This is a genomic window from Arenibacter echinorum, from assembly GCF_003259375.1.
GTDB lineage: Bacteria > Bacteroidota > Bacteroidia > Flavobacteriales > Flavobacteriaceae > Arenibacter > Arenibacter echinorum.
This window is the reverse complement of the sequence record NZ_QLLN01000002.1, coordinates 193,911-207,388: the sequence shown is the minus strand read 5'-3', so window position 1 is coordinate 207,388 and position 13,478 is coordinate 193,911. Positions and strand designations below refer to the sequence as shown.

The 13,478-nt window shown below is 38.6% G+C and carries 11 protein-coding genes; 6 read left to right on the top strand and 5 right to left on the bottom strand.

What is annotated here, in order from left to right:
* Positions 1-2: 2 nt before the first annotated feature.
* Positions 3-1,046, bottom strand: coding sequence for an endonuclease/exonuclease/phosphatase family protein (locus LV92_RS04780; RefSeq protein ID WP_111622517.1), 1,044 nt, complete (start codon positions 1,044-1,046; stop codon positions 3-5).
* Between the two features lie 121 nt (positions 1,047-1,167).
* Here LV92_RS04780 and LV92_RS04775 point away from each other — a divergent pair, with 121 nt between their 5' ends.
* Positions 1,168-3,909 (top strand): TonB-dependent receptor, encoded by a 2,742-nt coding sequence (locus LV92_RS04775; RefSeq protein WP_111622516.1) that lies wholly within the window; start codon positions 1,168-1,170, stop codon positions 3,907-3,909.
* A 41-nt stretch (positions 3,910-3,950) separates the two neighbouring features.
* Complete coding sequence (locus LV92_RS04770; RefSeq protein WP_111622515.1) at positions 3,951-5,321, top strand: DUF5689 domain-containing protein; 1,371 nt, start codon at positions 3,951-3,953, stop codon at positions 5,319-5,321.
* A gap of 2 nt (positions 5,322-5,323) precedes the next feature.
* Here LV92_RS04770 and LV92_RS04765 read toward each other — a convergent pair whose 3' ends face one another.
* On the bottom strand, positions 5,324-5,731 hold the full coding sequence (locus tag LV92_RS04765) for a response regulator (protein WP_111622514.1): 408 nt from the start codon (positions 5,729-5,731) through the stop codon (positions 5,324-5,326).
* A 13-nt stretch (positions 5,732-5,744) separates the two neighbouring features.
* A complete protein-coding gene (locus tag LV92_RS04760; RefSeq protein ID WP_111622513.1) occupies positions 5,745-7,940 on the bottom strand; it encodes a PAS domain-containing sensor histidine kinase in 2,196 nt (731 codons plus the stop codon).
* 352 nt (positions 7,941-8,292) lie between these two features.
* Between LV92_RS04760 and LV92_RS04755 the strand changes: the two genes are divergently transcribed.
* From LV92_RS04755 to LV92_RS04745, 3 genes are read left to right on the top strand one after another with little or no spacing between them, the layout of a single operon-like run.
* Positions 8,293-8,769 carry an ankyrin repeat domain-containing protein gene (locus LV92_RS04755; protein WP_111622512.1) on the top strand — a complete coding sequence of 159 codons (477 nt, stop codon included), beginning with the start codon at positions 8,293-8,295 and terminating at the stop codon, positions 8,767-8,769.
* Positions 8,770-8,771: 2 nt separating this feature from the next.
* Positions 8,772-9,395, top strand: coding sequence for an NUDIX hydrolase (locus LV92_RS04750; protein ID WP_111622511.1), 624 nt, complete (start codon positions 8,772-8,774; stop codon positions 9,393-9,395).
* An 11-nt stretch (positions 9,396-9,406) separates the two neighbouring features.
* Positions 9,407-10,183 (top strand): amidohydrolase, encoded by a 777-nt coding sequence (locus LV92_RS04745; protein WP_111622510.1) that lies wholly within the window; start codon positions 9,407-9,409, stop codon positions 10,181-10,183.
* Here the strand turns inward: LV92_RS04745 and LV92_RS04740 are convergent.
* Both LV92_RS04740 and LV92_RS04735 read right to left on the bottom strand, forming a co-directional pair.
* Positions 10,167-11,804 (bottom strand): Ig-like domain-containing protein, encoded by a 1,638-nt coding sequence (locus LV92_RS04740; RefSeq protein ID WP_317046754.1) that lies wholly within the window; start codon positions 11,802-11,804, stop codon positions 10,167-10,169. The two genes, LV92_RS04745 and LV92_RS04740, sit on opposite strands and share 17 nt — an antisense overlap.
* A gap of 29 nt (positions 11,805-11,833) precedes the next feature.
* Entirely contained in the window at positions 11,834-12,433 is a 600-nt protein-coding gene (locus LV92_RS04735) for a ComF family protein (protein ID WP_245946263.1), read from the bottom strand.
* A 145-nt stretch (positions 12,434-12,578) separates the two neighbouring features.
* Between LV92_RS04735 and LV92_RS04730 the strand changes: the two genes are divergently transcribed.
* Positions 12,579-13,475 carry an AAA family ATPase gene (locus tag LV92_RS04730; protein ID WP_111622507.1) on the top strand — a complete coding sequence of 299 codons (897 nt, stop codon included), beginning with the start codon at positions 12,579-12,581 and terminating at the stop codon, positions 13,473-13,475.
* Positions 13,476-13,478: the final 3 nt, after the last annotated feature.

Below are 13,478 nucleotides of genomic sequence, written 5' to 3'. Positions count from 1 at the left end.
GTCTAGTTTACAGCCTTAATTAGGTGGATATATACTGGGAAATGGTCGCTATAGCCGCCAATATAATTTCCTCCTGCATAGGTACGTAAGGGATATCCTTTGTATTGGCCCTTTTTATCAATTAGGTAAGTCGGACTATATACCCCTGCTTTCCAGAAACGGTATTGGTCCGGCGATTCTTGAGTCATATTGGCGGTGAAATAAATTTGATCAAATAGGTTCCATCGGTCCCTATAAGCCAAGGATCCAACTCCTTTTTTATGGAGTATTTCCATAGGATTATAAAGATCGCCATTTTCCAAGTCTGCAAGCTTTCCCTTGGTTTTCAATATTTTTTTTAAACTGTCATCTATTGGGTCGTCGTTAAGATCGCCCATACTGATGATTTTTGCTTCTGGATTCAATTTTGAAATGGAATCTATGATCTTCTTGTTTAGTCTGGCAGCCTCTATTCTGTTGGGCTTGCTCCTGGCTTCCCCTCCGCTTCTTGAAGGCCAATGGTTTACAATGAAATGTATTTCCTCCCCGTCTAAAATACCGCTTACTACCAATTGGTCCCTAGTGTAATCCCTATAGTCGTTTTCATTAGTGAGCAATAGTCGCAGACTGGAAAATGAAGTGGGCAGAAAAACTGTTTTTTTATATAAAAGGGCCACATCTATGCCCCGTTCATCAGGGGAATCAAAATGAATTATTCCATAGTTCTTCTCGCTAAGATGGGGATGGTTCGTTAGGTCCTCTACTACCTGTCTATTTTCCAATTCACATAACCCAATAATGTCTGGGGAACTTAGGGCCTCGGGACTTCCTATTTCCGATAATACCTTGGACATATTGTAAATTTTTTGGTTATACCTTTCAATGGTCCAATTGTCCTTTCCACCCGGGGTACGATCGTCGTCCAATGTCAATGAGTCGTTAACGGTATCAAACAAGTTTTCCAAATTGTAAAAGGCCACGGTTCTAATTTTGTACGTCTTGGCCTCCTGTGCTAGGGCACCACTAATTGCAAAGAAGGTCACAAATAAGGTGTAAGTAATACTCATGGATTACATTATTTCTTGAATACTGTAAGCTATATATTAACTTTTCTTGGAATAAATTAAGAATAAACTCTCAATTATTAATATCTTATAACCAAATTGTTAAAATATTTCATCTTCAGCAATGAAAAATGGTTTGGCAATATCCTTTTTATTACTACAGGGCATCTGGGTTTATGCACAGGAAATCTACTATGTAAAGGGTTTTGTAAAGGATATGGTTACTCAAGAAGCCATTGAATATGCCAAGATTGGGATTTCAGGGTCTGCCCCTATAAAACCTGATCCCATCGATGGAAAATTTGTTCTTTCGGTAAAACAGCCTGGAGATTATATACTATCGATCACCGCCCAAGATTATCTAATTAAAAGAATGCCCATTTCTTTAGGTACAGAAGATCTGGATCTGGGAATTATTTTTTTGGATCGAGATATTGTCCAGGAGAATACGGACAATTTAATAACATTAACGGATTCCGAATTGTTGGAAGATGAAAGTATTTCAATGACCTCGGGCATGTTACAGGCTACCAAGGATATTTTTCTAAATAGGGCGGCATTCGATTTTGGTCAAGCTTTTTTTCGTGTAAGGGGCTATGGCTCGGAAAATGGCGTTATCCTGCTAAACGGCATTCCCATGAACAAATTGATGGACGGGCGTCCTCAATGGAACAATTGGGGCGGCCTTAACGATGTAACACGAAATCAGGAATTCACCCATGGGTTACAGGCATCGGATTACTCCTTTGGAGGTATTTTGGGAACCACAAATATTAGTACCAGGCCATCCACTTTTAGGAAAGGGATGCGTTTGTCTTCCTCGGCAGCCAATAGAAGCTATGCGGGCCGATTTATGGCTACCTATTCCTCAGGTCTGCCTCAAAAAGGCATCAATTACAGTGTCTCGGCCTCTATACGTTGGGCAAAGCAGGGATATATTGATGGTACCTTGTACGATGCCTATTCTTTTTTTGGTGCTTTTGAATATCAATTGGATGACAAACATAGCATCAATCTAACAAGCATTTGGGCTTCCAATCGTCGGGGAAGGTCTTCTGCTATTACCGAGGAAGTTTTTCAGATGGCCGGGAAAAGATATAATCCTTATTGGGGAACACAAAACGGTAAAATCAGGAACTCTAGGGAACGGAAAATTGTGGAGCCCATATTTATGTTCAATCACTTTTATAACTCCAAAAAATTTACCTTAAATTCGGGGATATCCTATCAATTTGGAACCAATTCCAAAGGCAGGTTGGGATACTATGATGCCCCTAATCCCGATAAGACTTATTACAGATATTTACCGAGTTATTATATAAATAGTCCCATTGGGGCCAATTTTATAGCGGCCAATATGGCCAAAGATGGATTCTTGAAAAATCCACAATTAAATTGGAACAATCTATATCAGGCAAATTCCAGTTTGTCCGTCCAGGGCAAAGCCGCTTATATTTACTACGAGGATACCAATGAGGACCAACAGTATAATGTATCTACCATCGGTAATTACGTCCTAAATGACCACCTTAAAATTGATTTAGGGGGGCATTATACCAATTTGAACTCGGATAACTATGCAGAAATCAGCGATTTGTTGGGTGCTGAATATCATGAGGATATAGACCCATTTTCCAACACAAACAATGACCGGGATGGTAGTCTTAATAAAATAACATCCAATCTATTCAACTACCATTATAATATCAAAGCTGAAGTCTATAATGCCTTTGCCCAATTCGGTATAAGGTATCCGAAATGGGACGGGTTCATGGGGGCTAATTATACCTTGACCAATTATCAAAGGGACGGTAAATTTAAGAATGAACGTTTTGTGAATACCTCCTTCGGAAAGGGTGAAAAAGTTGAGTTTTCCAATTTTGGGGCTAAAGCTGGTTTTACCTATAAATTTAACGGCAGGCATTGGGTTGCCTTAAACGGAGCGTATTTAACCAAGCCCCCGGTGTATCAAAATGTTTTTATAAACCCAAGGGAAAATAACCAGTTGGTAAATGATATTCAAAGCGAAACAATTACAACAACAGACCTTAATTATTATATAAGACTTCCAAATTTAACCGGACGCGTAACCGGCTATTACACGAGATTTCAGAATATTACCGATATTAATTTTTTCTTTGTGGATGCAGGGGTAGGCAGCGATTTTGTGCAGGAAGTCCTTACGGATTTGGACAAACTCCATTTAGGTACGGAACTGGGATTGGAGTATCAGTTTTCATCGGCGGTGAAATTATCCCTAGCGGCTGCCATAGGCAAATTTCTTTATGCTAGTGACCCTTTTGTAACCATAAATTTTGATACGGCCGGAGCAGAGGAAGATATCCTTAGTCCTGATGGCAATATAGATTTGGGAATTGCAAAGGTAAAGGATTACAAATTGTCCCAAGGGCCTCAACAGGCATTTGCCCTAGGGGTGGAATACCGAGATCCCAAATATTGGTGGATAGGGGCTACTGCCAACTATTTGGGGAATAATTATGCCAGTATTTCTACAATAACAAGGACACAGAGTTTTTATTTGGATCCAGATACGGGTTCGGCATTTCCAGAGGCTACGGATGAAAATGTAGAACGCTTATTGTCCCAAAATAAATTGGACAATTTTTATTTATTGAATATGCTAGGGGGTAAATCTTGGTTGAAAAAGGGGAAGTATATAAGTGTTTTTGCAAGTATTAACAACGTTTTTGATGCAGTTTTTAGAACTGGTGGATACGAACAAAGCAGGAACGGTAATTTTGGACAGTTGCAGCAGGACAATTTAAGCGGCAATCCCTCATTTGCACCTAAATATTGGTATGGCTATGGACGTACCTACTTTATAAATTTTGCTATTAGTTTTTAAAGTTCCCTTTTGTAATTGGACTGGAGAGAAATAATGGAATAATGAATTTCAAGATCAACAATATTAAATACGTTACTTGCCTTTTGGGTTTATACCTGCTAATGGCCTGTGTTAAGGATAAAAATTTTGAGACTCCCAAAGCCGATTGTGTATCGGATCTTTCGGCCAATTTAACCATAGGGGAGTTAAAGGCGCATTATGTGGATGAATTGATACAGATTCAGGAAGATTGGGTTATAGAGGGTTATGTGGTATCGTCAGATCTGGCAGGCAACTTTTTTGGAACTCTGCACATCCAGGACAATCTAGTCAACCCCACTCAGGGTCTACAATTGGAAATTGACCTAAGGGATTCACATTTGTTTTATGAAGTGGGCTCTAAAATCCTTATAAAAACCAAGGGGCTTTATTTGGGGATGAGTAAAGGGGCAATTAAATTGGGCGGCGTTTTTAGTGCTTTTGGGAACCCTGCTGTAGGACGTTTGCCTGCTGCTATAGCTGGGCAGCATTTGTTTAATTCCTGTGATCCATTGGGTTCGCTACTACCAAAAACAGTCGGTATTAATGAGTTGGATGATTCCATGATAAGCACCTTGGTCCAGTTTGGTAATATGGAGATTTTATTGTCCGAATTGGGACATACCTTTGCCGTAAGAGAGGAGGAAACCATAAGGACCTTGACCAATTGTGAAGATTTGGAACTTGAGCTACTTAACAGTGGGTATTCCGATTTTCAGGGCAACCTTTTGCCAGAAGGGAATGGAACCATAACGGGGGTTTTAATAAAGGACAATAAAGATTATCAATTGGTAATAAGGGATACTTCTGATATTGTTTTTAAGGATATTCGTTGTGAGGATCTGGTGGATGAATTTACCTCAACAAAAATTTTCATTTCGGAATTAGCGGATCCGGATAATAATACAGGGGCAAGGTTCGTAGAGTTTTATAATTCAGATTCCGAACCTTTAGATTTAAAGGGGTGGGTCTTGAGAAGATACACCAATGATAATACGGATATAAGTTCTACCATTGATTTGTCAGGATTTATAATCGAAGGTAATAGTACCTTTGTTATTTCCCCAAATGCTTCAGAGTTTGAAATGGTCTATGGTTTTCCACCCAACCATGGTGTTTCCACAAATAGTCCTGCAGATTCCAATGGCGATGATAATTTGGAATTGGTGGATCCGTTCGGAACTGTAATAGATAGTTTTGGGGTAATTGGCGAGGATGGCTCTGGCACCAACCATGAATATGAGGATGGTAGGGCACTACGGAATGGAAATAATTCTGAAGCCAATCCCATTTATACTTTTAGCGAATGGACCATATATAATGACTCTGGAGAATGGGGCACTATCAATGAGCCTCAAAATGCTCCGGACGATTTTAATCCGGGCATCAGGTAAATTCAATAGTTACTACCATCAGACAGTAACCTAAGCAGATCGGCTGATTTGATAGGTTTCAAAATGTAATTGCTTACCAAACTATAATCTTGGGCCTTAATTACATCCCGTGGATCTATAGAGGAACTGATAATATAAATAGTTACCGCTTTGGTATTGTTATTCGGAATTTTAATAAAATCGTCCAGAAACTCCCACCCATCCATAATAGGCATGTTTAGATCCAATAAAATAATGGAAGGTAATGCTATCCCTTCCGCAACCATATTATTCAATCCGTCTATGGCATCCTGTCCATTTTTATAGACTACTACGGTGTTGCAGAAATCGATTTCCTTCATCGATTTTTTTATCCCATATATGGCAATAGGATCGTCATCTATAATACAACTACTTTCAATCTTCCCCATTTTTATTTAGTTTTTATGCAGCAACCAAGGTGATTCTAAAAAGCGTTCCCTTGTCAACGGCACTTTCCACTTCAATTTTTCCGTTCATTGCCTCTATTTGATTTTTGGTGATAAAAAGACCTATACCTTTCGAATCCTCATGTTGATGAAACGTTTTGTACATTCCGAACAGCTTTTTTCCATGTCGCTCAAGATTGATTCCCAGTCCATTATCCCTAAAATTTAAGATAATGAAATTTCCGGACTTGGTGGCTTGGATCGAAATCTTTGGAATTCTATTAGGGCTACTGTATTTTACACTGTTGGTAAAAAGATTAAGTAGAACACTGTCTAGATAGGCATGTATGCCTTTTACTTTAATGGATTGGTCTATAGAGATTTGGCATTCTACTTTTTTCTGTTGTAGAAGGGCGCTAATGTTCTTCTCTACGTTTTTAACTATTTCATTTAGACAAACAGCCTGTAATTGTCCTTCCGCTTCGGTGCTGATCTGTACAACTTCATTTAAATGTGCAACGGTTTCGTTTAGACTTTCCGATGCATTCACTATCATGGTTTCAATTTCCCTTTTTTCAATTTCCCCTTGTTCCTCTATTAAATAATTGGATAACATGGACAGGTTGGAAGAGTGCGATCGTAGATTGTGCGAAACAATATGGGCAAAATTTAATAAACTATTATTCTGACTTTTGGTCAATTCCAAGAACTCTTCGGATTTCTTTTGGGCTTCAATTTTTGCTGTAATATCTACCACCTGGGAAATAAAGTGGGAAATATTACCTTCTATATCCTTCACGGCAGTAACGGTGAGTACAACGTATACTATGGTTCCCTTTTTATGGAAGTATCTTTTTTCCAATTGGTAACTATTAACCTTCCCATCCAAAAGCCTTTGTAGTTGGGATAAATCTTTCTCAAGATCTTGAGGATGTGTAATATCCTGAAAGGAAAGCTGCAATAGCTCCTTTCTTGAATATCCCAAGCTAAGACATAGGGTTTCATTTACGTCCAACCATGAACCATCCTTTGCAACCAGTGCCATTCCTACAGCGGAAGACTTAAATGATCCCTGGAAGGACTCTTCACTTTTGTTCAGCTTTAATTGGGTGTTAACAACTTCGGTTATGTCCCAATTGGTTCCGACCATTTTAATAATTTTTCCCTCATCGTCCTTGAAAATACCGGCATTGGCCTTAATGTGTTTTACAGTGCCATCTGGATGGACGATCCGAAACTCGGTTTTAAAATCCTTGATTCCTGATACGGCCATGTCAAATTCCTGTAAGCATCGCTCTAGGTCATCTGGATGTACAGTGGCCTTCCAGGATTCGAAATTGCCCTTGAAGTCTTTGCGTTTTACACCAAATAGAGGAAACATTTCGTCGTTCCACTCAAGCTCATCTTTAAGTAAATTGTATTCCCAAATTCCTATATTGGCCACTTCGGTAGCCAGGTCTAGCCTTTCCTTAATTTGGGCATTCTTGATTTCGGCTTTTTTCTTTTTGTCTATATCTTGAAATATTCCATAAAGTCTAACACATTTTCCGTTGACAAACTCCGGCATTCCCTTGGCCCTTACCCACAATTCTTTGCCTTTTGCGGTAACGATCTGTAATTCTATATCCCATTCCTCACCCTTGGTAATAGCTTTCTGAATCAACTCGGTAATTTTTTCCCTATGTTCTCCTTCCTTATAGAAATTTATCCCTGTCTCCAAACATGGTACATAATCTAAGGGCACTTCATGTATCTCCTTTGTAATTCTGGACCAATGAATGGTATTGGTAATCATATCCAAATCCCAACCTCCCATTTTGGCTACATTTTCGGCCGCAATCAATAGGTCTTTAGCCCGTTTAATCTTGGTAATGTTGGTACAGGTTATGATTAGGCCACCAATTGTACCATCTGTCTCTTTCCAAGGTTTAATACTCCATTGATACCATTTATTGCTACCGTCCGGCATAATATGTTTTTGTTCTTCCACAATATTGTCGTCAATGGAAAAACTATTTTCAAGGACGCTTCGAAATAACCTAGGGGTACTTGGGACAACGTCAAAAAAAGATTTTCCAAAGATTTCTTTGTCCGGGCTTATAAATTCTTGTTGCCAAGGGGTGGAACAATTTATAAAACAGAGATTGTTATCTAATGTGGCAATGGCAATAGGGGCTTCTTCTATTGTAATCGTACGCGTTAATGTGTCCAAAATTATATAAGCTTTTAGGGGAATTTATTAAGAAAACGTAGGAATATGGCTATAAATTGTGAAAGGCGAAAAAATTCCTATAAGACAACTAATTTTTTGTATTGAATATGTCAAATGTTCCCTAGAGATTCAAGCTATAAATGAATTAGAGCTTTTAACGAAGGTTTAGCTAAATGACAAATGTTTATAAACTATGTTGGAAAAGGTATTATTACTTCTTCTGGATAAGGAGCTTTTCTTTTTAGGTATGAAATGTGTTTTATTGGGTTTAATGGGAATTATTACTTTAAACTATATTTTCAGTTTATTAAAGTGATTGTTTTTTTATACATTTAACTAACGGTAATTATCTATGAACGAATTTTTCTTTAACGAAATTAGAAACGGGAACTTCGATGAGGTAAGGGCCATGTTGAAGAAGAACGCCTTACTCTTGGACAGTAAAGACCAAAGAGGGTCTACTCCCCTAATTCTGTCTACCTATTACGATCAAGAGGAAATAACCGATCTTTTATTGGAATCTGGCGCTAAAATAGATGCCAAGGATGCCTCTGGTAATACGGCCTTGATGGGTGTCTGCTTTAAAGGCTATACGGATACCGCCAAGAAGCTTATAGATAAAGGTGCCAGTATTAATGAACGAAATACTATGGGCGCTACCTGTCTTATTTATGCGGCAACCTTCGATAGGGAAGAGATTGCCAAAATGCTTATGGACAAAGGTGTAGATACGACGATCAAAGACGTTCGCGGTCTTACCGCCTTGGACCATGCCAAAATGCAAGGAAAGCCATCGCTGATTGCACTGTTGGAAAATGCTCAAGGATAAATATGGATTTACAGGAACAATTAACCCTTGTAAAAAGAATTAAAGCATTGGCCGATACGGGACTGGTGTACTGTGAAGATGATTATAATCGGGAGCGCTATCAGGAATTAAGAAGTATTGGCCTGCAACTTCTTAGTCTTATTAGTGATGTTCCCTTGAAAGCTTGGCAAGAATTTTTAATGCCGGTGGCCGACTATCCTACTCCCAAGGTTGATGTAAGGGGTTTTGTACTAAACCATAAGAACCAGTTATTAATGGCCAAAGAGAGCATCGATGGGAAATGGACCATTCCAGGTGGTTGGGCCGATATTGGATTTACCCCTTCGGAAATGGTGATCAGGGAAATTGAAGAAGAAACAGGTTTACAAACCACGGTAGAAAGACTATTGGCAGTTTATGACAAGAAGTGCCACTCCCATCCTCCCCAGCCTTTTTATATTTACAAAATGGTTTTCCTCTGTAAGATAGAAAAGGGAGAATTAAGGCCTGGTTTTGATATGCAGGGAGCCGCTTTTTTTGATATCGATAATCTACCTGAACTTTCTGTGGACAGAATCTTGGATACGCAAATAAGACAACTTTATAAACTGACGACCGAAAAGCATACCAATGTCTATTGTGATTAAGAAATTAGGCCATGGAAAATGAACTTAAATTAGCACTTATACAATCCTCCCTAGTTTGGGAGAATCCGGAAAAAAACCGGGAACACTTTTCCAAGAAACTCGATTCCATAAATGGGGAGGTAGACCTGGTGATACTTCCTGAGATGTTTACCACCGCCTTTACCATGACTCCTTGGAATATTGCCAAGGAGGAAGGGGAAGAAACGGTAAAATGGATGCAAAAGGAAGCGGGGAGAAAAAAAATGGCCTTAATAGGTAGTATGGTCTATTTTGCTGACGGGCATTATTATAACCGACTTTGGTTTGTGGAGCCCGACGGAAAATCGATTTTTTATGACAAGCGACACACCTTCACCTTAGCCGGTGAGGACAAGATATATAACAAAGGTGAAAAAAGGATCGTGATCAACTTCAAAGGTTTTAGAATCTGTCCGCTAATTTGTTATGATCTACGTTTTCCTGTTTGGGCAAGGAATACGGAGGACTATGATGTGCTTATCTATGTTGCCAATTGGCCGCAGCCAAGAATTAATGCCTGGGACGCACTGTTAAAAGCACGTGCCATTGAAAATATGGCTTATGTAATAGGTGTCAATAGGACGGGAACGGATAATACCGGGCATAGTTATCCCGGCCATTCTACTGTTAACAATGTCTTTGGCGAACCAATAGTATTTTCGAAGGAAGAAAAGATACTTTATGCCACTTTGGATAAAAAACATATTTCCGAAGCGAGGGAAAAATTAAAATTTTTGGAAGACCAGGACCATTTTAGTTTGAAAGGGTAAAGGTTTGTTCCAATTCCCAATTGGCCCTTACTTCCAATACATTGGGGTAGTAGGTAACTTTTTCTGGTTGAATTCTTTGAAGGTAATTCCCGGTATCCCATTTTTGATTAGCGTTACTATCGTATATGACCCGAATAAGATATTTTGCCGGCTTAATATTGGTGAATTCAAAGACCTTTTGTTCATTGGCGAACAATTCTTTTACGGTAGCTCCTTTTTCGTCTGTTAATTGCACTATCAAAGGGAAGGTAACAGTCCCGTCCAAGGTAAGTCTTAAATTCCCGAAATCTGCATAACTTTTGGTAGACAGTTTAATGGATATGGTGTCATTTTCGGTTTCGAAAAAATCAACTATGGCACCTGGGAGTAGTTCCAGAGCATAATTTTCGTTGGGCTCCACTTCAAAATCAAAATCAATTTTATTACTTACAGTATCCAAGGCCGTCATGAATTTTACCAGGGTCGAATCCTTGCGTGCCAAACTTATCTTTGAACTGTCCATACGGGAAATGGGAGTATTGGCTCCAATGTAAAAAGGAATTCCAAACTCTAGGGTTCCTCTTTGGTTGGGCTGTACAACAAGGGTATCCAAGCCTACTTTTTTTGTTTTAACGGTAAAGGTGTCTATAAGGCTTTCCTTCTCATTGGCAACTGTAAAAACCAGTGAATCCGCATTAAAAGGAGTAAACCAATAGTTTAGCGTGTCCTTTTCACGTTCTTTGGTGATTTTGGTTTTTACCGTATCCGGAATGTTGCTTAGGGCTCTAATCGATATATCTTTTGCATTGCCCTGATATCCAAAAATAATCTTGTTTTTTGCCGCAAAATTGGGAACAGAAATACTATAGTCTGGCAATTCCTTAAACATGGTCAATAAATAAACGGAATCTGTTGGAAGATTTATGGTGTCCTTTATAAAGGCAATTTTATCCACTTTTTGATTGAAAATGTTGTTTTTGGCCTCATCTTTTACACCGAACATGGCATATTTTCCTTCTTTTAGATTTTTTAAATGAAAAATAGGAGTACTGTCCAAGGTGTTGGTAATATAATTTGGTGGTTGCCGATAGATGGTAGAATCTGTATAGACACTATCTATCTCATAAAGCATAATGCTTATAAAAGTGTCCGCATTCTTGTTATACGCATCCTTGACCACGCCAGAGACTGTTAAGGAATCTATATAGTCCCCTGTTGAAAACACGTAAGTAAAATAACTAAGTGGGTTCCCCTCGTTGTTATCAATTATACTTTGTCCGAAATTTAGGGTATAGGTGGTATTCGCTTTTAGGGTATCCTTTAGGATAACCTCTACATATCTGTTGGCCGATCCCTGTGGGGATATTAAGGGAGTATACTTTAAAGGCGGGGAAACAATAAGTTGCTTTTCAATATCCTTGAGCTTAACGTATTCGTCAAAATACAATCGGATTTTATTGGTATTAAAGTTTATGGACATATTCTTGGGTTCTGCCTTTACCAATTTCGGCGGCGTAATATCCTTATCACCACCACTGGGTGCACCTCTACGTGCGCACTGTACAAGGGCCGATACGGTTAAAAGGAGAAACAAAAACCCTAAAATGCGTTGGATCATAGCAATAATGAAAATGTTCAACAAAGAAACAACTAATTTGGAGAATTGTAAAATTAAGGTACTATGGCCATGGAGGCAACATATATATTAATTCCCTGAGTTGCAGATAAGGCTGTGGCACAGACCTCCATGGTAGCCCCCGTTGTAATGACATCGTCCACTAACAATACGTTTTTGCCCTTGAATATTTCATAGTCAGTTAAAACATAAAGGGCCTGTTTGTTCTGCCATCTTAGTATTCTGGATTTTTTGGTCTGGGTCCTGGTATTGGCGGTTTTAATAAGGACGCCTTCATGGTATTGGGCACCAATGTGTTCCGCTATCGATTTGGCAAATAGGGAAACCTGGTTGTAACCTCTTTTTTTTAATTTTTTTCGGTGTAGGGGAACGGGTACTACATAATCAATGTTGTTAAGAAAGTTGTTTTGCTTCAATATATGGCCATACCAATTCCCTAAAAAAGCACCAATTTGCTCTTGGTTTTTGTATTTTAGGTAGTGAATAATACTTTTTACAATTCCCTTTTCAGTAAAAAACAGAAAAGAACTGGCTTTAATAATGTTAATTCTTCCATAAAATATACGGTCAACAGGGTTTACAGCGTTAAAAGTATACTCGGTGAGTGGTAATTGATTTCGACAAACGGTACACACATGTTCTTCTCCTCTATATAATAGAGCATTACATCCAAAACATAGCCTTGGTAGAAGGACCGTGTTGATATCGTTTAGTATATTTGAAATCTTGGAATACACAAATCTAGATTACTATTAACCTACTTAATACGCATGCTTTTAGATGGATACTGAAGATAATAAATTTAATTATAAGATAATACTTGCCGCTTTGGCAGCTATTATACTGGGTATTCTTATTGCCTTCTATTATAGTTATGCCCAATCCAAAAGTCGCATCAGTTTTTTGGAGCAAGAGAAAGAATTGCTTGTTAAAGATCTTACTTTGATGAAATCTGATGTAGATAGGCTCTCTGCACTTAATGAAGTAAATGAAATAGAATTACAGGATTCAAAATATAGGGTGCAACAGTTGTTGGATTCCGTGGGCCGCTTAAATTTTACAGTCGAAAAATTAAAGGAATACAAAACCGAACTTAGAAAGCTCGAGGCTAAAAATGATAGCCTCAAGCTGAAGAACAATTTCCTTAAGTATAACAATATGCTCCTTGGGGACAAATATGAGGAAACTAGGAAGATGATCGAGGAACTCAGGGGAAAGAGCAGTTCACTGGCGGAGGCCGAAGCTGCACTTAGGAGAAAGAACAAAGAACTTAGTCAGGAGCTTAAGACCAAAAGCTATCTAAAATTGGAGAATTCTGAGGGTAGTGGTTTTAGGTTTAGAAGTGGTAAACATATCAAAACCAATAAGGCTAATATCATATCCAAACTAAGGGGTTGTGTTACCGTAATGGGAAATCCCAATTCTAAAAATGAGGAGCGGGTTATCTACCTGCAATTCTTAAATCCAAATATGGGTGTCATAGAGGATAATGCCAATACCATTTCCGTAAATGGAAATGTATATAGCAAACGCGTAGAACTGGTTTTTATGGGGCAGGAATTTAGCGTATGTGACGCTATTTCAGTACCGGAAGGATCTTTGGCGGAAGGAACCTACACTCTAAATGTTTTTGAGAATGAAAAATTATTGGCGACTTCAGAATTTCAATTGAAATAAACC